Annotated in this window: 21 protein-coding genes and 1 riboswitch; of the genes, 9 read left to right on the top strand and 12 right to left on the bottom strand. The window is 53.8% G+C overall.

Translation table 11 applies throughout. From position 1 onward, the window contains the following. Nucleotides 1–2 precede the first annotated feature (2 nt). The 5 genes from fabF (at nt 3) to SynMITS9220_RS00615 (ending at nt 7,669) form a co-directional block, all read left to right on the top strand. Nucleotides 3–1,250, top strand: coding sequence for a beta-ketoacyl-ACP synthase II (fabF, locus tag SynMITS9220_RS00635; protein WP_186990020.1), 1,248 nt, complete (start codon nt 3–5; stop codon nt 1,248–1,250). A gap of 87 nt (nt 1,251–1,337) precedes the next feature. After that, nucleotides 1,338–3,347: a transketolase gene (tkt, locus tag SynMITS9220_RS00630; protein WP_186990018.1), complete on the top strand. Its 2,010-nt coding sequence runs from the start codon at nt 1,338–1,340 to the stop codon at nt 3,345–3,347. 79 nt (nt 3,348–3,426) lie between these two features. Beyond that, nucleotides 3,427–4,416: a UDP-glucuronic acid decarboxylase family protein gene (locus SynMITS9220_RS00625; protein ID WP_186990016.1), complete on the top strand. Its 990-nt coding sequence runs from the start codon at nt 3,427–3,429 to the stop codon at nt 4,414–4,416. A gap of 227 nt (nt 4,417–4,643) precedes the next feature. Then, the gene (locus tag SynMITS9220_RS00620) at nt 4,644–6,455 is read left to right on the top strand and encodes a hypothetical protein (RefSeq protein WP_186990014.1); all 1,812 of its coding nucleotides are present in this window, start codon (nt 4,644–4,646) and stop codon (nt 6,453–6,455) included. A gap of 80 nt (nt 6,456–6,535) precedes the next feature. Then, nucleotides 6,536–7,669 (top strand): glycosyltransferase family 2 protein, encoded by a 1,134-nt coding sequence (locus SynMITS9220_RS00615; RefSeq protein ID WP_186990012.1) that lies wholly within the window; start codon nt 6,536–6,538, stop codon nt 7,667–7,669. Between the two features lie 13 nt (nt 7,670–7,682). Here SynMITS9220_RS00615 and SynMITS9220_RS00610 read toward each other — a convergent pair whose 3' ends face one another. From SynMITS9220_RS00610 to ruvB, 8 genes are all read right to left on the bottom strand, one after another. Continuing rightward, nucleotides 7,683–8,336: a methyltransferase domain-containing protein gene (locus SynMITS9220_RS00610; protein WP_255483259.1), complete on the bottom strand. Its 654-nt coding sequence runs from the start codon at nt 8,334–8,336 to the stop codon at nt 7,683–7,685. Continuing rightward, nucleotides 8,329–8,700 (bottom strand): hypothetical protein, encoded by a 372-nt coding sequence (locus tag SynMITS9220_RS00605; protein WP_186990008.1) that lies wholly within the window; start codon nt 8,698–8,700, stop codon nt 8,329–8,331. Before SynMITS9220_RS00605 ends, SynMITS9220_RS00610 begins: the two co-directional genes overlap by 8 nt. A 243-nt stretch (nt 8,701–8,943) precedes the next feature. Further along, nucleotides 8,944–10,347, bottom strand: a complete 1,404-nt coding sequence (gene thiC, locus SynMITS9220_RS00600; RefSeq protein ID WP_186990006.1) for a phosphomethylpyrimidine synthase ThiC — start codon at nt 10,345–10,347, stop codon at nt 8,944–8,946. A gap of 45 nt (nt 10,348–10,392) precedes the next feature. After that, nucleotides 10,393–10,501, bottom strand: a riboswitch (TPP riboswitch). Nucleotides 10,502–10,532: 31 nt separating this feature from the next. After that, entirely contained in the window at nt 10,533–11,159 is a 627-nt protein-coding gene (locus SynMITS9220_RS00595; protein WP_186990004.1) for a HEAT repeat domain-containing protein, read from the bottom strand. A 4-nt stretch (nt 11,160–11,163) separates the two neighbouring features. Then, nucleotides 11,164–11,394 carry a DUF3188 domain-containing protein gene (locus SynMITS9220_RS00590; RefSeq protein ID WP_186990002.1) on the bottom strand — a complete coding sequence of 77 codons (231 nt, stop codon included), beginning with the start codon at nt 11,392–11,394 and terminating at the stop codon, nt 11,164–11,166. Then, nucleotides 11,391–12,563, bottom strand: a complete 1,173-nt coding sequence (locus tag SynMITS9220_RS00585) for an amidohydrolase (protein WP_186990000.1) — start codon at nt 12,561–12,563, stop codon at nt 11,391–11,393. The genes SynMITS9220_RS00590 and SynMITS9220_RS00585 overlap by 4 nt, the downstream gene beginning before the upstream one ends. Then, nucleotides 12,560–13,342 (bottom strand): tetratricopeptide repeat protein, encoded by a 783-nt coding sequence (locus SynMITS9220_RS00580; RefSeq protein ID WP_186991683.1) that lies wholly within the window; start codon nt 13,340–13,342, stop codon nt 12,560–12,562. Before SynMITS9220_RS00580 ends, SynMITS9220_RS00585 begins: the two co-directional genes overlap by 4 nt. 177 nt (nt 13,343–13,519) lie before the next feature. After that, nucleotides 13,520–14,584 carry a Holliday junction branch migration DNA helicase RuvB gene (gene ruvB, locus SynMITS9220_RS00575; protein ID WP_186989998.1) on the bottom strand — a complete coding sequence of 355 codons (1,065 nt, stop codon included), beginning with the start codon at nt 14,582–14,584 and terminating at the stop codon, nt 13,520–13,522. A gap of 64 nt (nt 14,585–14,648) precedes the next feature. Here ruvB and smpB point away from each other — a divergent pair, with 64 nt between their 5' ends. Further along, nucleotides 14,649–15,143: an SsrA-binding protein SmpB gene (gene smpB / locus SynMITS9220_RS00570; RefSeq protein WP_067093316.1), complete on the top strand. Its 495-nt coding sequence runs from the start codon at nt 14,649–14,651 to the stop codon at nt 15,141–15,143. Here smpB and SynMITS9220_RS00565 read toward each other — a convergent pair. Next, nucleotides 15,137–17,299 carry a protein kinase gene (locus SynMITS9220_RS00565; protein WP_186989996.1) on the bottom strand — a complete coding sequence of 721 codons (2,163 nt, stop codon included), beginning with the start codon at nt 17,297–17,299 and terminating at the stop codon, nt 15,137–15,139. The two genes, smpB and SynMITS9220_RS00565, sit on opposite strands and share 7 nt — an antisense overlap. Here SynMITS9220_RS00565 and egtB point away from each other — a divergent pair. The 3 genes from egtB (at nt 17,298) to SynMITS9220_RS00550 (ending at nt 20,033) form a co-directional block, all read left to right on the top strand. Further along, nucleotides 17,298–18,518 (top strand): ergothioneine biosynthesis protein EgtB, encoded by a 1,221-nt coding sequence (gene egtB, locus SynMITS9220_RS00560; RefSeq protein ID WP_186989994.1) that lies wholly within the window; start codon nt 17,298–17,300, stop codon nt 18,516–18,518. The two genes, SynMITS9220_RS00565 and egtB, sit on opposite strands and share 2 nt — an antisense overlap. Further along, the gene (gene egtD, locus SynMITS9220_RS00555) at nt 18,515–19,486 is read left to right on the top strand and encodes an L-histidine N(alpha)-methyltransferase (protein WP_186989991.1); all 972 of its coding nucleotides are present in this window, start codon (nt 18,515–18,517) and stop codon (nt 19,484–19,486) included. The genes egtB and egtD overlap by 4 nt, the downstream gene beginning before the upstream one ends. Nucleotides 19,487–19,547: 61 nt before the next feature. Next, nucleotides 19,548–20,033 (top strand): hercynine metabolism protein, encoded by a 486-nt coding sequence (locus SynMITS9220_RS00550; protein ID WP_186989989.1) that lies wholly within the window; start codon nt 19,548–19,550, stop codon nt 20,031–20,033. Between the two features lie 12 nt (nt 20,034–20,045). Here the strand turns inward: SynMITS9220_RS00550 and SynMITS9220_RS00545 are convergent, their stop codons facing one another. The 3 genes from SynMITS9220_RS00545 to rpaB all read right to left on the bottom strand — a co-directional run bounded on the left by SynMITS9220_RS00545 (nt 20,046) and on the right by rpaB (nt 22,741). Beyond that, nucleotides 20,046–20,309: a hypothetical protein gene (locus tag SynMITS9220_RS00545; protein WP_006042532.1), complete on the bottom strand. Its 264-nt coding sequence runs from the start codon at nt 20,307–20,309 to the stop codon at nt 20,046–20,048. 67 nt (nt 20,310–20,376) lie between these two features. Next, nucleotides 20,377–21,846: a lysine--tRNA ligase gene (gene lysS / locus SynMITS9220_RS00540; RefSeq protein ID WP_186989987.1), complete on the bottom strand. Its 1,470-nt coding sequence runs from the start codon at nt 21,844–21,846 to the stop codon at nt 20,377–20,379. Nucleotides 21,847–21,931: 85 nt separating this feature from the next. Continuing rightward, nucleotides 21,932–22,741: a response regulator transcription factor RpaB gene (rpaB, locus tag SynMITS9220_RS00535; RefSeq protein WP_067093321.1), complete on the bottom strand. Its 810-nt coding sequence runs from the start codon at nt 22,739–22,741 to the stop codon at nt 21,932–21,934. Nucleotides 22,742–22,813 lie beyond the last annotated feature (72 nt).

The raw sequence follows: 22,813 nt of genomic DNA, 5'->3' as shown, positions 1-22,813 counted from the left end.
GCATGGTGGAGGGTCTCCAACGCGTCGTGGTCACCGGCCTCGGCGCGGTGACACCGATCGGCAACTGCGTTGCCGACTATTGGTCCGGTCTCACCTCCGGCAGGAATGGGGTGGCATCAATTTCATTGTTTGATGCCTCTCGGCACGCCTGTCGGTTTGCCGCAGAAGTGAAAGACTTCGATCCAACTGGTTTCCTTGAGCCCAAGGAAGCGAAGCGTTGGGATCGATACTGCAAGTTCGGTGTTGTTGCGGCCAAACAGGCTCTTACCCATGCAGGGCTGGAGATCACCGAAACCAACGCGGAGCGGATTGGCGTCAGCATCGGCTCCGGCGTCGGCGGGCTACTCACCATGGAAACCCAAGCCCATGTGCTTGAGGGCAAGGGGCCAGGGCGAGTGAGCCCCTTCACGGTGCCAATGATGATCCCCAACATGGCCACGGGCCTGGCAGCGATCGCCCTCGGAGCCAAAGGGCCAAGCTCAGCTGTCGCCACGGCCTGTGCAGCGGGTTCCAATGCCATCGGCGATGCCTTCCGTCTGCTGCAAATGGGCAAAGCCGACGCCATGATCTGTGGTGGCGCAGAGTCCGCCATTACTCCCCTGGGAGTTGCCGGATTCGCCAGTGCGAAGGCACTGTCGTTCCGGAACGATGATCCAGCAACTGCCAGCCGACCGTTCGACAAAGAACGCGACGGCTTTGTAATTGGCGAAGGATCAGGCGTATTAGTGCTTGAAACCCTTAGTCACGCCAAGGCCCGCGGCGCCACGATCCTGGCCGAAATCGTTGGCTACGGAACTACCTGTGATGCACACCACATCACCTCACCAACACCCGGTGGTGTCGGCGGAGCAGCCGCCATGCGCCTCGCTTTGGAGGACGGAGGCCTGAATGTTGACAGCATCGACTACGTCAATGCACACGGCACCAGCACCCCGGCAAACGACAGCAACGAAACCGCAGCGATCAAGAGTGCTCTCGGCCAACGCGCCCAGAAGATTCCTGTGAGCTCAACCAAGTCGATGACAGGACATCTCTTGGGTGGCTCCGGCGGCATCGAAGCCGTGGCCTGCGTGCTTGCGCTGCAACACAATGTTGTCCCCCCCACCATCAATTACACCAATCCCGATCCCGACTGTGATCTGGATGTGGTGCCTAACGCCGCCCGCGAGCACACACTGGAAACAGTGTTATCCAACTCGTTCGGTTTCGGCGGCCACAACGTCTGCCTTGCCTTCCAGCGCATGAATTGAACCCCTGATGTCAGGTTCACCACCGGTGACTCTGACCATGCTGTTTCAGACTGATCCAACTCCTTACTGCTTCTCGAATCTCACGCCATGGTCGCCGCGCCCGCATCTCTCGACACCCTCTGCATCAACAGCATCCGCATGCTGGCCGTTGATGCGATCAACAAGTCCAAGAGCGGCCACCCAGGTCTGCCCATGGGTTGTGCCCCGATGGGGTATGCGCTCTGGGACAAGTTCCTGCATCACAACCCGAAGAACCCCAAGTGGTTCAACAGAGATCGCTTTGTGCTGTCGGCCGGTCACGGCTGCATGTTGCTGTACGCATTGCTGCATCTCACCGGCTACGACTCGGTGTCGATCGATGACATTAAACAATTCAGGCAATGGGGCTCCAAGACGCCTGGACACCCTGAGACCTTCGAAACACCCGGTATCGAGGTGACCACCGGTCCCCTGGGTGCTGGTATTTCCAACGCTGTGGGTCTGGCCATCGCAGAGTCTCACCTTGCTGCAAAGTTCAACAAGCCCGACGCCACTGTTGTTGATCACTTCACCTACGTGATCATGGGTGACGGCTGCAATCAGGAGGGTGTGTCCTCCGAAGCAGCGTCCTTAGCTGGCCACCTGAAGCTGGGCAAACTGATCGCCCTCTACGACGACAACCACATCACCATCGATGGCCGCACGAACGTGTCCTTCACCGAGGACGTGCTCAAGCGGTATGAGGCTTACGGCTGGCACGTACAGCACGTAGCTGATGGCAACACCGATGTGGATGCCATCGCCAAGGCCATCGAAGCTGCCAAGGCTGTTACCGACAAGCCCTCGATCATCAAGATCACAACGACAATCGGTTTCGGCTCACCCAACAAGAGCGACACCGCTGGGGTGCACGGCGCTCCCCTGGGTGATGAAGAAACCGAACTGACACGCAAGCAACTGGGCTGGAACTACGGTCCCTTTGAAGTGCCTCAGGACGCGTACGACCAGTTCCGTCAGGCCATCGATCGCGGCGCCAGCCTGGAGGCGGAGTGGAATCAAACCCTGGCGACTTACCGCTCCAAATACCCGACAGAATCAGCAGAGTTTGAGCGCATGCTGCGCGGCGAACTCCCTCAAGGTTGGGACAAAGATCTGCCCACTTACACAGCCGACGACAAAGGTCTTGCCACCCGTAAACATTCCCAGATCTGTCTGGGTGCATTGGGCCCCAATCTGCCTGAACTGATTGGTGGATCTGCCGACCTCACTCACTCCAACTACACCGACATCAAGGGCGAAACAGGTTCTTACCAGCCAGAGACCCCTGAGAAGCGTTATCTGCACTTTGGTGTGAGAGAGCACGCCATGGCAGCTGTACTCAACGGCATCGCTTATCACAACAGTGGTTTGATCCCCTACGGCGGAACTTTCCTGGTCTTCGCCGACTACATGCGCGGCTCGATGCGCCTCTCGGCACTAAGTGAACTGGGTGTGATCTACGTGCTCACCCACGATTCGATTGGTGTTGGCGAAGACGGACCCACCCACCAGCCGATCGAGACCATCCCTTCATTAAGGGCCATGCCAGGCCTGCTGGTGTTCCGACCTGGCGACGGCAACGAAACAAGTGGCGCTTACAAACTGGCGATCGGCAACCGTCACCGTCCCAGTGCGCTCTGCCTCAGCCGGCAAGGCATGGCCAATCAAGCCAATTCCTCGATTGAGAAAGTGGCACTGGGTGGTTACATTCTCGAAGACTGCGATGAAACGCCCGATCTGATCCTGATCGGTACCGGCACCGAACTTGACCTCTGCGTGCAAGCCGCCAAACAGCTCAGCGCCGAGGGCAAACAAGTGCGCGTCGTCTCCATGCCCTGCGTCGAACTGTTTGACGAGCAAAGTGATGCCTACAAAGAAGAAGTTCTTCCAGGTTCTGTTCGCAAGCGCATCGTAGTGGAAGCCGCAGAGTCCTTTGGCTGGCACCGTTTCATCGGCCTCGATGGCGACAGCGTCACGATGAACCGTTTCGGTGCATCAGCTCCTGGCGGCACCTGCATGGAGAAGTTCGGCTTCACCGTGGACAATGTAGTCGCTAAATCCAAAGCGCTGCTGGGCTAATCACAATTCAGCCCAATGCAAAAGCGGAGGAATGCATCCTCCGCTTTTTTTTGATCAGCAACATTGACGTTTCGATCACATGCGCAATCTCATTACTGGCGGCGCAGGGTTCCTCGGCTCCCACTTAACTGATCGCTTAATGGAAGCCGGCGAAGAAGTGATCTGCCTGGACAACTATTTCACTGGAAGAAAAGCTAATATCAGCAAGTGGATAGGGCATCCCAGCTTTGAATTAATTCGCCACGATGTCACCGAACCGATCAAGCTAGAAGTCGATCGGATCTGGCATTTAGCCTGCCCCGCCTCTCCGATTCACTATCAGTTCAACCCAATCAAAACAGCGAAGACAAGCTTTCTAGGCACTTACAATATGCTGGGGCTTGCAAGACGCGTTGGCGCGCGATTCTTACTCGCTAGCACTAGTGAAGTTTACGGAGATCCAGAAGTTCATCCTCAACCGGAAAGCTATCGAGGCTGCGTCAATACAATCGGGATTCGCAGCTGTTACGACGAAGGAAAGCGCATCGCCGAAACCCTTTGTTTCGACTACCAGCGCATGCACGAAACAGAAATCCGGGTGATGCGGATCTTCAATACTTATGGCCCTCGCATGCTTCCGGATGATGGACGTGTTGTAAGCAATTTCATTGTTCAAGCTCTTCAGGGAAAATCACTGACGCTCTATGGAGATGGCAGTCAAACAAGATCTTTTTGCTATGTGGACGATCTGATCGAAGGGATGGTGCTACTGATGAATGGCGACAAAACCGGTCCTATCAACATTGGCAATCCCAATGAATTCACCATCCTTCAGCTGGCTGAACTCGTACGCGATCTAATCAACCCCAATCTAAAATTTGTTTTCAAGCCACTACCTAAGGACGACCCGCGCCAGCGACAACCGTTCATTGACCTTGCAAGACAGGAACTGGGCTGGGAGCCAAAGATTTCTCTTAGAGAAGGGCTTCCTCCGACAATTAATTCACTCAACGAAGGAATCGCCAAAACACAAAAAATTAATGCAAGCAGGTCAAAGCCAGAAAAAAACCCCAATAAAAACCGCGAATGAGCCGATATGTTCACCGAAGGAAGACCGGAGACTACTTTTGAGGAAAGTGGTTTTTTGGAAAGCCAAGCTTCCCAATAGCCTGAATCGAACCCGGCATTATATTCAAAATGCAAATAATAAATTCACCAACATACCATCATGTGCCTAGACTATAATAAAAAAAAGAAAAGAGGCGACAGGCGCATAAAGCAAGAAATGCTAGAATCGCCCATCAAAGCAATTTAAGAATGCTTGCAATAATTATATTTACTATTTCAACTATAGCAATACTTACTCCAAGTACAAATACTAATAAAATCGAGCAGGCAATATACTCAATAGTTGCAACATCATTGCTGATTTCGGTTTCAGCAGTCGGGCTAATATCACTGCTTACATTAAGCCTAAAGCTCGCATGGGCTCCCATCTGGAGCATAGGTCTCGCTTTGTTGATATACATAATTATATATCAAAGACATTATCTATATGCAGCAATAAAGGCTACAAAAAAACAAATACTACTTAATGCTTCCTCTCTAAAAGAAAAGTCAATCGCTAATGCCCTAATCCTATTACTCTTATTACTTCTAGCAATCACTTCATTTGGGCCAATAAACCACCCTGACGCAGCTGATTACCATACAGGCTATGCATTTCAATTTTGGCTTCAACAAAGATTGGTAATAGATGGCGGATTAACCGAGGGCTTACTAGGCTTCGGTGATTTATCAAATTACTCTTTTTATCAAGAAAGCAACGGCTGGCTCATAAGAACAATGCAAGCTATAAATATTCTTCCAGCAATTTTATTTTTAATACAAAGAAAAAGCAATAAAACACTTTTGATTACCTTTTTATCGCTACCTGTATTTATGCAGTGGCTGACAATCGGAAAACCCCTGCTACTCACAGATATATCTTTATTTGTGTCTTATGCAACATGGATAGACTCGCGGACACAATCAAATGCCAAACTGGCAATCACATGCTGCATATTAAGTCTTGGGTTCAAAATCACCTCTTTACTGATCATATTTCCGATACTTACACATATATGTTCGGCCAACATTAAATACTTCAAAAAGCCAAAGGTACTCACAAGAAAATTCACATCTGGCTTTCTCTTCATATATGCATTTAGCTCAATCACAATTCTGGCAATATTTAGATATCAAATCACAGGGAACCCTATGTATCCTCTCTTTAGTAAATTATTTACCCCTAACGATTGGCAAAAAAGTTGGTTTGAGAATATGCTGGGAGCTAGCAACTCTTATCCGGCTCATTTTCCAATATCATTAGCAATACCATTTTCTATCCAGCATATAGGGATTGTCCTTGGGCCAGCGATTGTCGTTGCAGTCATTATATGTTTAGCATCAATCAAGTATTCCGCACAAAAGAGCGTTGGGATAGTAGCTATAATGCAAATTACACTTTTGATAATCCTAGGCCCAAAAAGAGCTGATTACTACGCAACACCGATATTACTTTTAATATACTGCGAAAGTTATTCACCAATCAATTTTCATCAACATGTAAGGAGCCTAGGGTACAGGCTATTATATTTTTTCCTGCTCCCTACCCAAATTCTTGTATTCTTGGGGCTTTCAACTTTAAGCTTACTTCAAACTAGCTATGCTATTCTTGAATATGAAAGTGCTATGAATCGATTTGCTTGGGGATTTTCGTTGTATCAAACAATCCAAAAAAACATAGGAAATTCTCAATACGTTAATCTAGCAGGAAGAAATTTAAGAAACTATTCAGGGGCAAACTATGTAGACAAAGATAAATTTGAAAAATGTCTAGGAAATCCATCAAGGCAAGCGCAAAAAAATCAGGCTACCATTAATAAGACATTGCCATATTTTAATTGCATGAAAAAGCTAAATACAAAATATATTATAGCGCAAAATAATCTTAGCGAAAACAATGAAAACCTTCAATGCCATCAGCATATGACGCAAAAAACTTCGCGTAATCCTTTCAACCTCAGAAAGCAAATAATATTTATTTGCAATGCCACAAAAATCAACGGTCAATATCAGGATCTGTAAAATAAAGCACTTAAACAATTCAAGATAAAAAAATTTTGCGCCAATGCTAGATTTAACTAACTTCCTAGTTCAAGATTTACATGCAAATTTCATTTGTGATTCCATGCCTCAATGAAGAACAGACAATTGAATCAGTGATTTCTGATTGTCATCAAGGCGGACGCCTATGTAAGAAACATTATGAAATAATTGTGGCAGATAATGGAAGTACTGACAAATCAGTTGAACTTGCTGAGTCGGCTGGAGCGAAAGTGCAGCACGTGAAAATAAAAGGTTATGGAGCAGCATTAAAAGTTGCTATCCAACAGGCGCAGGGGAATTTTTTAATCATGGCTGATGCGGACTGTACATATAACTTTCAACAAGCCCCTGAATTTATAAGTAAAATTGAAGAAGGGTATGATTTAGTTATGGGAAATAGATTTAAAGGCAATATAGAAAAAGGAGCAATGCCATTTCTACACTATTACGTTGGGAATCCAATCCTAAGTTTTTTCGGAAGACTGTTTTTTGATATTAAAATTGGCGATTTTCATTGTGGAATTCGTGCATTTAGAAAAACATCAATTGAATCCCTCAATTTAAAGTCCAATGGCATGGAATTTGCTTCTGAAATGGTCATCAAAGCAAGACTATCAAATCTAAAAATGACTGAAATACCAACAACATTACAAAAAGATTTTCCAGGGCGAAGGCCTCATTTAAAAACATGGAGGTATGGATGGCGCCATCTTAAATTTATGCTTTCTCTGTCGCCTAAATATAATATAGTATCTCCCTCAATATTATTTTTATTTGCCTCGGTTTTATTGTTTATATTTCAGCAAACAGGAGTAAAACCTTTTACAGGAGCTAATACTCTAATTTTTTCAGCTTGCAGCTTAACCCTATCGATCGTAATGTTTACTGATTACATATTTACAAATGAAATGATATACGCAAGACTAAATTACGGAAGCAAGCATTACAAAAAATTGAGAAAAGTGCTTGGCTTAAGAAGCGGAACAGATCGCCTTTACAAGCTTTCTGGTATTAGCCTCACGTTTTCATTATTTAACTTTTCACTTCTATTGATTCAGGCCTTTAATGATTTACTTTCAAGACAATTGTCTATAACTTATGGATTTTTAGGGTGTTCCTTTATAATAGTATCTGCAACAATATACTTACTCGCAAGCAAACTTTCATCTTTTTACCTCATTTCGCAAAAATAAGATATTTTAGCGATTATCTTAAAATATAGACCAAGTTACTAACTATTCCAAGCAATCGAACATGATATTTTGTATAATTTATGGAATTGGATTCTAGCATTTTTACTATTTCAAAATCAGAAAGAATATTCAGGTTTTCCTCCAGTGACCAAAATTTTTTGCCTATTATGCGTAAATATGTGCGAAATATTCTTTTTGGCAACCAATGCAAAAAAGGTGTTAACGTATGAAATTCAATTGGAAAGTATCTGTTAGGAGTAGTTAATACAACTATATGAGATGTCCGCATGGCTTCAGTAATAAGCTTGCATTGATTATCTCTAGAGCCAACATGCTCTATTACTGCCGAACAAAAACTAATATCAAAGAGTTTATCGGGGAAAGGTAAATTACACACGTCTGCATGAACAAATTTCAGGCCAGGGTACATTTTCTCTAAATGCTTTGCATCTTCTAAACCAATTGCAGTAATATTCTCTGGGTAAGGATACAACATCTCAAAGAAATTAGAATCCTTGCTTTTGTCACTTGTCACTCCTAGGTCTCCAACTTTTAAGGTTTTATCGATCGACAAAGCTCCTATGGTTTTTTTATAAATAATTTTTCTTATATAAAGAGCAAGATTTTCTGCAATACCATTTAGTCTCGGGGCTATATAATTAGACATTCCCAATAATGCCTTTCGAAAGAGTTGCTAAAGCACAGATAATCAAGCCATAGGATACAAATGTATAACTGTTTACCTCTTCGCCAAACGCGAACACTCCAATTAAAGATGTTGCCAATATGGATGTAGATATTACAAATGGGTATGCAATTGCAAGATTTACACGTGCAAGAATTCCCACCCACGCCAGTGTACTTAATCCATAAACAAAACATGCTAAAATAAAGTAAGGTTGAGTAACCATCTTACTAATAGAAGCCAACGAGAATAGATCAATATTATCTACTTGATTGGATGAAATTTTAAAAAGAACTTGCCCAAAGGCGAGAACTATTCCATAAGACAAAAGGTACAGGAAAGGCATTATTTTAAACATTGAAAAAACCATTGTATTGACCACAAGAAGTAATAGAAAAATCCCTCGCAATGAGCATGAACAACGGCAAATCAAAGATTGTTAAATTTCCAGATAATTTTTCCTGAAAAAAATAAAAATCTACAATCATGGCGAGGAACAGATTAGGTGATTTAATTGCACGCGGCTTTTAGATTTAAAAAACATAAAGCAAAGCACACAAATTCTGGCAGGGAATAATCCGCCTCTGCATCAAAGTTCCTTACGTTGCTTCACACTTGCCATATAACTGGTACCACCTTTCACTTCCAGCACCTTCTCCAAACCTTCAAGATCCTCATCAGTGATCTTGGTCTGCATCGGGCAGTGCTTGGGTCCACACATCGAACAGAATTCAGCCTGCTTGTAAATATCAGCAGGAAGAGTTTCATCGTGGTACTGCTTGGCTCGCTCGGGATCCAGTGACAATTCAAACTGCTTATTCCAATCAAAGGCATAACGCGCCCGGCTGAGCTCATCATCTCGATCACGGGCACCGGGGCGATGCCGGGCGATATCTGCTGCATGTGCGGCGATCTTGTAAGCGATCAAGCCTTCACGTACATCATCGGCATTGGGCAGACCCAGATGCTCTTTCGGAGTCACATAGCAGAGCATCGCCGTGCCATGCCAGCCAGCCATGGCTGCCCCAATCGCCGAGGTGATGTGGTCATACCCCGGTGCGATGTCAGTTACCAAGGGGCCGAGCACATAGAAGGGAGCCTCATTGCACTCCTCCATCTGCTTTTTCACGTTGAACTCGATCTGATCCATCGGCACATGGCCTGGACCCTCAACCATCACCTGAATATCTTTCTCCCAGGCACGACGCGTTAGATCACCGAGGGTGTGGAGCTCAGCCAGCTGCGCCGCATCCGAAGCATCATGCTGACACCCCGGCCGCAATGAATCACCCAGCGAGAACGTGCAGTCGTAGCGCTTGAAAATCTCACAGATGTCGTCGAAGCGGGTGTAGAGAGGGTTCTGGCGATGGTGATAAAGCATCCACTGGGCGAGGATGCCGCCGCCACGACTGACGATCCCGGTGATGCGACCCTTCACCTTGACCAGATGTTCGATCAGCAGGCCAGCGTGAATCGTCTGGTAGTCGACACCTTGCTGACAGTGCTTCTCGATGATGTGGAGAAAGTCATCCTCCGAGAGACGTTCAATCGACCCATGCACACTTTCCAGAGCCTGATAAACAGGAACGGTGCCGATTGGCACGGGTGAAGCCTTGATAATCGCGGTGCGTACATCATCAAGATTGACACCGCCGGTGGACAGGTCCATCACGGTGTCGGCACCGTATTTCACAGCCAGATTCAGCTTTTTGACCTCTTCCTCAGCGTCCGAGGCATTGGGTGAAGCGCCGATATTTGCATTCACCTTGCACTTGCTGGCGATCCCAATCGCCATGGGCTCAAGATTTTCATGGTTGATATTGGCGGGGATGACCATGCGGCCCCGTGCCACCTCCTCCATCACCAAGGTCTCAGGAAGGTTTTCCCTCCTGGCCACGTAGACCATCTCCTCGGTCACCACGCCCTGACGGGCGAAATGCATCTGGGAAACGTTGGACTGTCCGCGACGGGACTGAACCCAGGAAGCACGCATGATCCATTCAGCGAAGGAACTGCCAGGGGCCAGCCAGCTAACTGAGGATCACATTGGTCACTTCCCTATCGCCGGAATGACCCGGATCAGGTTCAGAGGGTGTGATCTCAGCCAGAAGGATCGCGAACGATCCAAGGCACCCCTAGTGGTGCCCAATTACTAGCAACGCCATTGAGAACACACCGTCAACGCAGCTGCAATCCGTTCAGAGCAGCTGCAATGACTCGATGGTCTACGTCTTGCTGCAGTGGCAACAACAGAGCTCTGGCTTGCTCACCAATTTGCTGATCAGCCCTTTCACGAACAATCCGGCCCAGAATTTCGGCTCCGCTGACACGAACCGTTCCGTCGTCATCGATGATCGCGGCACTGGCCAGGTCGAGCAGCCAACCGAAATCGATCTCAGGCTGTTCCGCCAGAGCAGAAAGAATGCTGCAGCGCACCAGCCATGCACTGTCGGCGTCGAATGCTGCCTTGAGTAAGGGCCAGGCTCGGGCAACGCCATAGCTGACAAGGGCATTGGCAGCTTCGGCACGCACATTCGCATCACCATCACTGCGCAGCCGCCGCTCCAACACGGTCCAACCCTGCTCGGTGCGCTTGTAGCCCAAACCGCTGCAGCTCAAGGAACGCACGAGAAAAGCCTCCTGCTCACTGCCCAGCACCAAGAGAGGAACAGCGTCCTCATCACTGCAGAAGCGCAACTGGGTGAGGGCCGGCATGGCTCGCAAAGGATCACCAGAACTGATCGCCTCTCTAAGGGCCTTGAGATCAGGTTCACCGCCCTGAGGCTTTTGCGGTGTGAACGCCATCAATTCAATCCTCCAGAAAACGACTGCTTCGCAAGGCCACCAGCAGCTTGTGCCGCCGTCGACGACGACCCACCACTGCGTGGATCACCAAGCCAGAGCCAACCAGGATGGCAGGAACAGACTGCCAACGCTCGGTACCCTCTCGCTGGACAAGCGCCAGAACCCCAAGGCACACCAGCAGAGGCGCTGCCAAGGACAACAACACATGCAAACGGGTACGAGGCGGACGATTCATGTCGTCGGTTCCCAAGCCAGCATCGCTGCTGTGAGCACCCGGATTCCGACCCCTAGGCAGCGTTCATCAGGCAGAAAGTGACCGTTGTGGAGTGGGGCACATCCCTCAGGGCCCGCCACACCGAGTCGAAACATCATGCCAGGCACATCCCGGATCAACTCTGCGAAATCCTCGGCACCCAAAGAGGGCTGTTCCAAGCGCAAGACCTGATCTGGGCCAAGCTGCTCGATGGCACAGCGCTCAAGCAGGGCCGTGAGTCTGGTGTCGTTATCCACCGGTGGAGCAATACAGCGATAGCGAACCGTTGCTGTTGCACCGAAACCCTCACAAAGAGCTCGCACGGTCTCCTCGATCCAACGGGGGAGATGATCGTGCAGATCGTTGGACAGACAGCGCACTGTTCCCAGAAGAGTGACCCGGTCGGCAATCACATTGAACGCCTTGCCTCCTTCGATACGCCCAAAGCTCACCACCACCGGATGCAGGGCATCAAGCCTGCGACTGATCGCTTCCTGGAGTCCGGTGACCACCCTCGAGGCGATCCAGATCGCATCCACCGACTGATGAGGCCTGGCGCCGTGGCCAGCCTGGCCGTTGATCTCAATTTCCAGCTCGCCAGCCGCCGCTGTGAGGCTGCCGCTACGCAAACCCACGCTGCCCACAGGCAAAGAGGGGAACACATGCAAACCGAACAACGCTTGAAGACCATCAGTGGCTCCTGCCTCACGCATCCAGCGAGCCCCCTGAGCGATTTCCTCTGCTGGCTGAAACAACAAGCGCATCCCAACAGGTAAGTGCGACTCAGCTGCCAACAACTTGGCCACGCCCAAACCAACCGTGCTGTGAAGGTCATGGCCGCAGGCATGCATCACGCCCTGCCTCAGGGAGGCATAGGGCAAGTCCGTTTTCTCCTCAATCGGCAGTGCATCCATATCAACGCGCAAGCCGAGTTTCGGACCCTGCTCGGGGCCAAGATCAGCCACCACACCCGTGCGTCCAACGCCTTCGCGAACACGCCAACCGGCCTGGCGCAGATCACCTGCAATCAGTGCAGCGGTTTGATGCTCTTCTCCACTGAGCTCAGGATGGGCATGCAGGTGACGACGCAACTCAATCAACTCCGGCAACAGCGCGTCCAAACGCTCGGACCAGGTAGCAGTGAGATTCATGACACCTCCAGAGCGAGAAAGCGCTCGAGATCGGCAATCGGCCGTGGCGGCCAGCGACGCACCTCGGCCAGCCAGGCGGCATCGCGATAACTGGGATCAAGACCTGAAGCAGCGGCCCAATGGCTTTCCGCTTCACCGCGCGAACCTTCACTCCAGAGCAAAGCACTCAAAGCTGCTCTGGCATCGGCGAACAAGGGGTAGCGCCGGATCAGATTGCGCAAATTTCGTTCTGCTTCTTTCAGATCATTGAGTTGGTAGAGAGCCAGAGCGTCACTGGATCGCGCCATTGCAAATCCTGGCCTTGCATCAGCGGCTAAGCGATAAAGACGCTGGGCTTCCTGCCATTCTCCCTCTGATCCACGGACATTGCCGAGGTTGTAGAGGGCTGAGGCATCACTCGGGTCTCGTTCCAGAATCCAGTCGTAATCGGCTGCGGCCTCAGACCAGCGCTGCAAGGCCTCTTCAGCGGTACCGCGATTGAGATGGGGGTCAGCATCGTTGGGGGCCAGCTCCATGGAGCGGGTTTGATCGGCGATGGCTCCCTCTGGATCACCCAACATGAGACGTATGTTGCCGCGGTTGCTCCAAGCCGCCGCATCGTTAGGAGCAAGATCGAGCACCTGATCCCAGACCGGAAGTGCCTGCTGCGGATCGCCGGCACGGCTGAGAGCAAGAGCACGATCGAACAGCTCCGGCAAGTGATCAACTTCGGCTGCCAATGCCGAGACAGGAGAGGCGATCAAGCAAAGAGGTAGGAACCAACCGATCAGGCCCTGCATCCAACTCAACCACCATGACGCCCTCGTCTTCATCACAGTCAACACGCTGTGCATTGAAGACCATCAAGCTGCGACCAAAAGAGCAGCGTCACCGTTTCTTGAATCGTCGAAGTCTTCAGTCAGCGTATCGAGCGTGAACACCTCTGCGAGAGAGCTGAACAACACCCAGCACAGTTGTCAAGCAGCAGCGAGATGGTCACGACCAGCAGCCGTCACCACCCGGCCACGTGGAGTGCGCTGCAAAAAGCCGAGCTGAAGTAAATACGGTTCAACCACTGACTCCAAGGTGGTGGGATCTTCTCCAAGAGCCGCCGCAAGGGTATCCAGTCCGGCGGGACCGCCTCCATGGGATTGGAGCAGCAGCTCCAGCAGCCTTCGATCACTGGCGTCCAGACCGCGGCCATCCACCCGATGCAACGTGAGGGCTTCATCGACCAATCCGCGGTCGATCGCTCCGGAGCAGTCACGGACACAGGCCACATCTCGCACCCGACGCAACAGTCGGTTGGCAATGCGAGGCGTGCCCCTGCAGCGGAGTGCAATCTCAGCGCAAGCATCGGCCGTGAGATCGAGGTCGAGCAAACCGGCGGCCCGCTCGACAATCGACTGCAAGTCGTCCAAGCCGTAGAACTCAAGACGCTGAATCAAGCCAAAGCGATCGCGCAACGGTGAGCTCAAAGCACCTGCGCGGGTTGTGGCGCCGACCAGTGTGAACGGCGGTAAGTCCAGTGCACGGGTTCGCGCAGTGCTTCCCTTGCCGACGGTGAGGTCGAGTCGACGATCCTCCATGGCCGGATAGAGCAGCTCCTCGGCCACCCGGCTGAGTCGATGAATCTCATCGATGAACAACAGCTCACGAGGCTGCAGATTCACTAAAAGACCAACGATGTCGCGGGGGCGCTCAAGCGCCGGGGCGCTGGTGATGCGGCATTTCACTCCCAACTCCTCGGCCAGCACCATGGCCATGGTCGTTTTGCCAAGACCAGGCGGGCCGTAGAGCAACACATGATCAAGAGCATCGCCGCGGCCCAGCGCGGCTTGCACCGCAATGCCAAGCACCTGCTTGAGCTCACGCTGACCGATGTAGTCCTGCAGACACTTGGGCCTTAAGCCGTCGTCGCGAGAGGCCAGCGCCGCTGGATCGAGATCGTCTCCTGGCTGCCTGGCCGCATCGACCACCCGATTGGGCTCACGCTCCTTGCGTGGACGTAGGGATCCTGCGCTTGAGGAAACGATGGCCATGTGGGAAGAGTACCGAGACCTGGATAGGGTCGGAGCATCAAGCGGCCGAAAGGCCAAACAGGCAATGGCCAAAGGTGGAGGTAAGAAAAACGCGGCAGCTCGCGCAGCGGCCAATCGCTTACTGGCCGACAACAGGCTGGCCAGGCATCAATACGACATCCTGGAAACGCTGGAAACCGGCATCGAACTGGTGGGCACAGAGGTGAAATCCATTCGGGCTGGCCAAGCCAATCTCCGGGATGGTTTCTGTCTGATCCGCAAGGGTGAAATGCAGCTGCACAACGTGCACATCTCACCCCACACCCATGCAAGCGGGTACTACAACCATGATCCGCTGCGCGTGCGCAGGTTGCTGGCCCACCGACGCGAAATCGACAAGCTGCGTGGGCAACTGGATCAAAAAGGGCTGACGCTGATCCCGCTCAACATGCACCTGCAGGGCTCCTGGATCAAACTCACCATCGGTCTCGGCAAAGGCCGCAAGTTGCACGACAAGCGCGCTGCCGAAAAGGACAAGCAGATCAAGAAAGAGACCCGAGCTGCCATTGCCCGCTACTGACTGCCCTCATTGGGTCCTGCAGTGGAATCAGGGGGGGAGTCACTGGTCAATGGATTGGCTGCATCAGCCTCTTCACCGGGAGGATCCTCAGCACCAGCAGGCCGGGGACCGGGGGGTTCCGGAAGCGCCTCAACAGGGCCCTCAGCTCCAGTGGCCGGATCGGGAATCGGGTTGAGATCAACCTCCGGCAACGGTTTCGGTGCTGGCGCATCGGCGCGACAGGAGAGCGTCAACAAGCCGGACGACACGCCGTCGTTGGTGACCAGCACCTGCACAGGCGAACCTGCTTCCACAGGCAAGGTCACAACACGCAGCGGTCCGCGATCGGCAGCGACCTCCCCATCAGCGGCATAAACAGTCATCTGCATCAAAGGAGTGCCGTTGATGCCCAGCACCAGGCGACGACCAGCTGGGACCGAGATCGAGATCAGGCGTGCACCACCAGCGGAGACTCGGCTAGACAGAACCGTGGGCGCCTGCGCACGCGCTTTGACCTGTTCAATCTGCACATCCTCAAGGCTGCGCAATGCGGCAGCGATCCACAGCTGACGGAAAGGATCAGGCGGCTTCACCCCTGCCGGAACTCCTGGAAGCAACGCCTGAGCTGAAGCGCTGACCAGCTGCTCCACCACCTTGTTATTCACACCCTGCGACACAAGGGCCTGGCGTTGCCTTTGCCAGTCGGCAGGCTTGAGCTGTCCTAGACGACTGCGCAGCGCCGGCGGCAGTTGCTCCACCCTGGCCAACCACTCCTCGGCGAGTTCGTTCCAGACACTCCTCAAAGGAGCGTCTTCAAGGGAATCACTGGGCAGGCGACCGCCACGCTCAGGGAAACGGGCCATCAGGCTTGCATCCACCAACTGAAGAAACCAACTGCGATCAACCTGCAGGGCTCGTAGACGACTGAGCAGCTGCTGACGTTGATCAACCTCCGCAGGAGGAAGGCTTGCGGAAGGGGAACGCCCAATCACATCGCGATCCGTGGAGGGGGCCCCAGAGGGGGGATTGCCGCGAGTGAGCAGAAACCAACCGATGGCTGTTCCCACCAGAGCCGAGACCAACAGGGCACCGACAACAGGCCAGAGACGGCCTTCCGCCGCAAGCTGTCGCTGCTCCGCCGAAGGTCGGCGCCGTGCTTCCTCACGAGCTGTGGCGCGAGATGGGTTGAACGACGGCAAATCCGGAGACTCACTTGCCACGGGCGGCGAGTCATCCGAAACAACTGGGGCCAGAACCAGGGTGCGCTCAGCCCGCGCCTGAGGCCCTGTTGTTTCAGGCATCGACACAGCCTGCAAAGCCTGGAGGGCATCAGCAGCCAGCTCAAAACGGTGCCCGGGCTGTTCAGACAGCAATCGTTCCAATACCTCTCGATAGGAAGGATCCAGATCGAGATCGTTGGGGAACAACCATGCCTCTGCATCTGCCTGCAACAAGTGAGCAGGGGGACGGCCGGTGAGCAGGGTCAGAGCCGACACACCGAGACCATGCAGATCCATCCACGCAGCTGCAGGGTCCTGCCGGACCTGCGAGCGAGGCGCATAAGCCGGCGAGGCTGCGATGAGAGGCTGCTGACCGCAGCGCTGCAGCAAGCCGAAATCCAACAGCACGGGCAGACAATCCTGATCGCGCCGCAGCAGATTGCGGGGATTGAGATCGCCATGGACCAGCTCCTGACCGTGCAGCACAGCAAGAGGTGGCAACAGCTGCCTCATCAGCAGCAGCACCTCTCCAGGGCCGAACACCAACTGGCGCTGAAGGCGTTGCGTCTGGATCTGGCTCAGCGTTGAACCCTCCTGCCACTCACGCACCAGCCAGAGACTGCCCTGTTGCTCAAGCAGGCCTCCAAAGCGTGGAATCTGGGGATGCAGCAGTGACTGCATCGACGGCCACAAACTGCGAAAGCGATCCTGAGTCGCCTGAGTGTTGAGTTGCCGCAACGCAACGGGTGCATCACCCGCCAACTGATCAGCGGCACACCAGAGAGTCCCCTGGGGATGATCTGGATCAGACGACAGACAGCGGTCTAGGCGATACCGGTCGGCCAGCAACGTGCCGATCACAAAGGAGTTGCGATTTGGGCCGATGGTAGGGGCAGTCTTGCGCTGACACCCGACGGGGATCCCACTAACGTCACCGCCAGCATGATTCCCCTCCATGGCTTCCGGCTCACTCCTGAATCGACTGATGGAGGTGCGTCGGACCAGTGAGGCGTTGATTGAGCCCCTCAATACCGAAGACCTCAACCTGCAGGGCATGGCCGATGCCAGCCCACCCAAGTGGCACCTGGCTCATACCACCTGGTTCTTCGAAACCTTTGTGCTGAAGCCCAACCATCCGGACTACGTCCCCGCGGACCCGCGTTGGAGCTATCTGTTCAACTCCTATTACGACGCGGTTGGCCCGCGCCAACCGCGACCTCAGCGAGGGTTACTCAGCCGACCACCGATGGAGGAAGTCTCAGCCTGGCGGAAGCGGGTGAATCTTGCTTTGGAAGAGCTTTTGAAGCGCCACAGCGAAGCACCGTGGCTGGATCTGGTGGAACTGGGCCTTAACCATGAGCAGCAGCATCAGGAACTGATGTTGATGGACCTGCTGGATGGATTCAGCCGTCAGCCGCTCGAACCGGCCTATCGCAGCGACTGGGCTGAACCGTTTGATGATCAGCCGATCACAACCGGCCAAACGACAGGATCCCAACGGCACGAACCCTGGCTCGACTGCCATGGGGGCCTGGTGGAAGTGGGCCACAGCGGTGATGCCTTCCACTTCGATAACGAAGGCCCGCGGCATCGAACCTGGCTGGAGCCCTTCAGCATTGCGTCTCGGCTGGTGAGCAACGGTGCTTACCGCTGCTTCATCGACGATGGCGGTTACCGACGCCCTGAGCTCTGGATGAGCGAGGGCTGGGCTGAGCGCAGTCAGCGCAACTGGGAAGCCCCCCGCTACTGGCGACGTGATCCCGATGACCAAGGTCCCTGGCGTTGGGAGTTCACCCTCGCTGGCCGCTGCCCACTGGAGGATCACCTACCGGTTCGACACCTCAGTTGGTTCGAGGCGGATGCCTATGCGCGCTGGGCCGGCGCCCGCTTGCCCAGCGAAGCGGAATGGGAATTAGCCAGCCATAAACACGGCGCATCACTTCAACAGAGCCATGGCCAGCTATGGCAATGGACCTCAAGCCCCTATCGCCCATACCCAGGCTTTCAACCTGCAGCAGGAGCTGTGGGCGAATACAACGGCAAATTTATGACCTCCCAGTTCGTGCTGCGGGGCAGCAGCCAGCTCACACCCAGAGGCCATTCCCGCGACACTTACCGGAACTTTTTCACCCCGGCCAGCCGCTGGATGGCGGCAGGTCTACGCCTGGCCCAATGACAACACAAACGCCTGCGCGTCTTCAACTGATCGATCTGCATCCGCCCAGCGCAGACATGCGCCGACTGGTGCAGGACGGTCTGCAACGCGAGCCACGTCAGCTACCAGCGTGGTTTCTCTACGACAACGAGGGTTCGCGCCTGTTTGATCAAATCTGTCAGCAACCGGAGTACAGCCTCACCCGAACGGAAATCGCCTTACTGGAATCAGCAGCAGCGGACATGGCCCGTGCCATTGGATCAGGGGTGATCGTTGAATTCGGCGCAGGCAGTGCCCGCAAGGTGGGTCCGCTGCTGGAGGCGATGCAGCCTTCCGCCTATGTGGCCCTCGACATCAGCTCCGAGCACCTGCGCCAGTCAACGTCGGCACTTCAGACCCAACATCCCGGGGTGCCGATGCTGGGAATCTGCTGTGATCACAGTCAGCTTGATGTGCTTCCAGACCATCCGTTGATCCGCGGGACAAGGCGTGTGGGGTTCTTTCCTGGCAGTTCCCTCGGCAACTTCACTCGTGAGGAAGCCATTGCACTGCTGTGCAGATTCCGGGACCTGCTCGATGGAGGACCGCTGTTGCTGGGACTTGATCAGCCCAAATCAAGGTCCAGGCTGGAGGCCGCCTACAACGATGCCGCAGGTATCTCCGCCGCCTTCGCCCATAACCTGCTGCAACGACTGAACAAGGATCTGGGTGCAAACTTCAACCCAGACATGTTCCGTTATGAGGCCGTCTGGCAGGAAGCAGAGAGCCGAGTGCGCATGGCCCTGATCAGCGAAGGCAACCAAACGGTGTCGGTGGCTGGTGAACCATGGACCTTCAGCGCAGGACAACCGCTTGTGACCGAATACAGCGTCAAATACTCAGTGAAGATGGCCCGTGAGCTGGCCGAGGACGCAGGCTGGCGCTGGTGCCAGCGCTGGCATGATCCTGCTGATGACCTTTCCCTGCACTGGCTGGAAGCGGCAGACTGAGCAGAGACACGTTCAGCCCTGATTTCATCATGAGCATGAGCAACGCTGCCAGGGCTGATTGATGTCGCCGACTTGGCTGGATCAGCTTGAACAGAACCTGGAAGAGCGGTTGGATGCCTTTCTGCACTCCAATCCCGATCAAGACCGCCTGCTGCAGGAGCAGCATCTGCAGGACCGACAGCGCGATCTCAGCAGCCGGCGCGATCTGATGAAGATCCAGGCCAGAGACCTGCGACGGCAGCTGCTGTCACTGGCAGAGCAAGTTCAGGCCTGGGGAGAACGCACCAAGAAGGCACGCGATGCCGGAGCCGATGACCTGGCATTGCGAGCTGAACAGCATGTCAAAACCCTGATGGATCAGGGCAGAGATCTCTGGAATGAGCTTGACGAGCTGGGTCGGAATTTCCGAGATCTGGATCAACAGATTTCCCGTCTCAATCAGAGGGCGTCACAACAACGAGGACATCGCAGCCTGGATGAGGACTGGGCCTTGTTTGAAGCCCACCAAGAATTAGAGGACCTCAGACGACGCCAAGGGCTGAGCTGATTCCTGGATCAATCAAGCCTTGGGAGCAGGAGGCTCAAGGCTGACGTTCTCGGGCGGTGGGGTCGGATCAGGATCGGCAATCAGCATGTGCTGAAGCACGATCTCAGGACGCTCGCTGTCGCGCCAGCGAATCCGATAAGCGGGCATCTTGGTGCCTCGGCTGGTGGTCTGCTCAACGGGCTCCATCACCCAGCCGCGGCGGGAGCGCCCCTGGGGATTGCGCTTGACCACCGCATCGGCGTGCTTGAAGCGGAAACCTACGCGCTCACCACTCATTGGAAAGGGACCATGCCACTGTGCTCCATTATCCACCCTGAGGGCACAAGGCAACCTCCCAACACACTCAAACCTCAGGGCGAAGCAGCGGGAAGGCGATCACGTCGCGGATGGAAGGGCTGTCCGTGAGCAGCATCACCAATCGATCGATGCCGATGCCGAGACCACCTGTGGGAGGCATGCCCACCTCCAGAGCATTGACGAAATCCTCATCCAAGCCCTGCGCCTCCAGATCTCCAGCGGCCTTGCGCTCCTGTTGTGCTTCCAGACGCTGACGCTGATCGACTGGATCAGTGAGCTCGCTGAAGGCATTGGCGTGCTCTCTGCCAACGATGAACAGTTCAAAACGTTCAACCAAACCGGGCTTACTGCGATGCGGACGAGCCAGGGGCGAAATGTCCAAGGGATAGTCCATCACGAACGTGGGCTGGATCAGAGTGGATTCCACAGCCTGTTCAAACGCTTCATTCAGAAGCCGTCCCACGGAATCAGCCAACGCAGGAACGTGCAGACCCTTGGCCGCCATGGCTGTTGCGGCTTCCTCTCGAGTGCTGAAGGCATGAAAATCCAGGCCGGTGGCGTCCTGGACCAGCTCATGCATGGTTGCCCGCCTCCAGGGAGGGGTCAGATCAATCTCGGTGCCTTGATAGCTGATGGTCTGACTACCGCAAACCTCCTGGCAGACAGAACTGATCATCTGCTCAGTGAGCTCCATCATCCCCAGGTAATCGGCGTAGGCCTGGTACACCTCCACGGACGTGAATTCAGGGTTATGTCGAGTGCTGATGCCCTCGTTGCGGAAGATCCTGCCGAGCTCATACACACGCTCGAAGCCCCCCACAACCAGTCTCTTGAGGTGCAATTCCGTGGCGATTCTCAACGTCAGCGGCAGGTCCAGAGCGTTGTGATGCGTTTCAAAGGGCCGAGCATCAGCACCACCCGGCTGGCTCTGGAGAACGGGTGTCTCGATCTCCAGGAAGTCGCGATCATCCAACCAGCGCCGGATTGAGCTCACTGTTAACGCACGCCGCCGGAAGGTTTCCCGCGACTGAGGAGTCACGATCAGGTCGAGATAGCGCTGCCGGTAGCGCTTTTCCACATCGGCGAGACCATGCCACTTATCAGGCAACGGCTGCAGCGCTTTGGTGAGCATGGTCCACTTGGCAACTTTCACCGAAAGCTCACCGCGATCCGTTCGGCGCAGGATGCCGCTCACACCGATGAGGTCGCCCGCATCCACAAGCGAAGTGATCTGGGCAAACGACTCGCCCAGAGTCGACTTCTCCAGAAACAACTGGATCGTGCCCGTCTCATCAGACAGGGTGAAGAAAGCAAGTTTGCCCATCACCCGTCGCGTCATCACCCGACCGGCGACGGCCACCTTGAGATCCCGCTCTTCCCCATTGGGCAGATCAGCGTGGACGTCCTGCAGCTGAGCCATCCGATCGGTGGGATCGAAATGGAGGGCATAGGGCTCTACACCCTGCTCCCTGAGTGCATTCGCCTTCTCTAAGCGGGTCTCTCGCAGTTCTGACACGGAAAAGAACTCACATGGGCGCCATCCTGCCGGTCGATGGTGCCATCAAGTGAGAAATCGGCGTCAGAACGTCAGCAGGAGGATCTCAACTGGCCACTGCTGCAGGAGCGTTATCGCCCATGCGCTGGGAGGAATAGCCGATACCGCGCACCGTGAGAATCAGTTCAGGATTCCGCGGATCCGGTTCAAGTTTGCCGCGCAGTCGCGCCACATAAACATCAACCACTCGAAGGTCCGCAGCACGGCGAGGTGGATAACCCCAGAGCTGCTCAAGAATTTCTGCACGAGGAACAACCCGTCCAGGTTCCCTGAACAAGAGCTCAAGCAAGCTGAATTCGGTGTAAGTCAGTGAAATGCGCTCACTGCCTCGCGTGACTTGGCGACGGTTGGTGTCCACCACAAGGTCACCAACGCGAACGACTCCCTGCCCGGTCGGCAATTCACGAGGCTCAGCGGTGGCTGAACCTCTCCCTACGCGACGGAGGATCGTGGCAATTCTGGCTTCCAGTTCTTTAGGACTGAAAGGTTTGGGCAGGTAGTCATCTGCACCGAGGTCAAGGCCTGCCACTCGTTCAGAGATGGCTTCAAGGGCCGACAAGAAAATGATCGGCACACAGGATTCGGCCCGCAGACGCCGACAAACTGCGAAACCATCCAGCTTCGGCAGCATGACGTCGAGAACGACGAGGTCTGGCGATTCGCGATGGAACACCTCAAGGGCCTCCTCGCCATCTTCTGCACAGACAACGCGATAACCAGCTAACTGAAGTCGCATCACCAAGACACGACGGACTGCAGGCTCGTCGTCGACGACCAGCAATGTGGCCTTGACGGACTCTGGAGCTCCCTGGAGAGACCCATCGCCATCAAGTTGGTGGGATGGGCCTTCGGGCATACACTCCATCGGGTAAGAATTGCAACCCTACAGTTCGACGTGAACGGATCGAGCTCCGCGATCCAAACCGGG

This window comes from Synechococcus sp. MIT S9220 (assembly GCF_014304815.1).
Lineage (GTDB): Bacteria > Cyanobacteriota > Cyanobacteriia > PCC-6307 > Cyanobiaceae > Synechococcus_C.
This window is presented reverse-complemented; position numbering and strand designations above follow the sequence as displayed.

Excerpts from the sequence above, each read along its gene's own strand:
- SynMITS9220_RS00595 (WP_186990004.1), bottom strand. The coding sequence starts at position 11,159 with ATGGCGTTCACACCGCAAAAGCCTCAGGGCGGTGAACCTGATCTCAAG.
- ruvB (WP_186989998.1), bottom strand. The coding sequence starts at position 14,584 with ATGGCCATCGTTTCCTCAAGCGCAGGATCCCTACGTCCACGCAAGGAG.
- SynMITS9220_RS00580 (WP_186991683.1), bottom strand. The coding sequence starts at position 13,342 with ATGCAGGGCCTGATCGGTTGGTTCCTACCTCTTTGCTTGATCGCCTCT.
- SynMITS9220_RS00565 (WP_186989996.1), bottom strand. The coding sequence starts at position 17,299 with ATGGAGGGGAATCATGCTGGCGGTGACGTTAGTGGGATCCCCGTCGGG.
- SynMITS9220_RS00545 (WP_006042532.1), bottom strand. The coding sequence starts at position 20,309 with ATGAGTGGTGAGCGCGTAGGTTTCCGCTTCAAGCACGCCGATGCGGTG.
- SynMITS9220_RS00615 (WP_186990012.1), top strand. The coding sequence starts at position 6,536 with ATGCAAATTTCATTTGTGATTCCATGCCTCAATGAAGAACAGACAATT.
- SynMITS9220_RS00620 (WP_186990014.1), top strand. The coding sequence starts at position 4,644 with ATGCTTGCAATAATTATATTTACTATTTCAACTATAGCAATACTTACT.
- egtB (WP_186989994.1), top strand. The coding sequence starts at position 17,298 with ATGGCTTCCGGCTCACTCCTGAATCGACTGATGGAGGTGCGTCGGACC.
- rpaB (WP_067093321.1), bottom strand. The coding sequence starts at position 22,741 with ATGCCCGAAGGCCCATCCCACCAACTTGATGGCGATGGGTCTCTCCAG.
- SynMITS9220_RS00550 (WP_186989989.1), top strand. The coding sequence starts at position 19,548 with ATGTCGCCGACTTGGCTGGATCAGCTTGAACAGAACCTGGAAGAGCGG.
- egtD (WP_186989991.1), top strand. The coding sequence starts at position 18,515 with ATGACAACACAAACGCCTGCGCGTCTTCAACTGATCGATCTGCATCCG.
- SynMITS9220_RS00605 (WP_186990008.1), bottom strand. The coding sequence starts at position 8,700 with ATGCCTTTCCTGTACCTTTTGTCTTATGGAATAGTTCTCGCCTTTGGG.
- tkt (WP_186990018.1), top strand. The coding sequence starts at position 1,338 with ATGGTCGCCGCGCCCGCATCTCTCGACACCCTCTGCATCAACAGCATC.
- SynMITS9220_RS00585 (WP_186990000.1), bottom strand. The coding sequence starts at position 12,563 with ATGAATCTCACTGCTACCTGGTCCGAGCGTTTGGACGCGCTGTTGCCG.
- thiC (WP_186990006.1), bottom strand. The coding sequence starts at position 10,347 with ATGCGTGCTTCCTGGGTTCAGTCCCGTCGCGGACAGTCCAACGTTTCC.
- SynMITS9220_RS00610 (WP_255483259.1), bottom strand. The coding sequence starts at position 8,336 with ATGTCTAATTATATAGCCCCGAGACTAAATGGTATTGCAGAAAATCTT.
- SynMITS9220_RS00625 (WP_186990016.1), top strand. The coding sequence starts at position 3,427 with ATGCGCAATCTCATTACTGGCGGCGCAGGGTTCCTCGGCTCCCACTTA.
- fabF (WP_186990020.1), top strand. The coding sequence starts at position 3 with ATGGTGGAGGGTCTCCAACGCGTCGTGGTCACCGGCCTCGGCGCGGTG.
- smpB (WP_067093316.1), top strand. The coding sequence starts at position 14,649 with ATGGCCAAAGGTGGAGGTAAGAAAAACGCGGCAGCTCGCGCAGCGGCC.
- SynMITS9220_RS00590 (WP_186990002.1), bottom strand. The coding sequence starts at position 11,394 with ATGAATCGTCCGCCTCGTACCCGTTTGCATGTGTTGTTGTCCTTGGCA.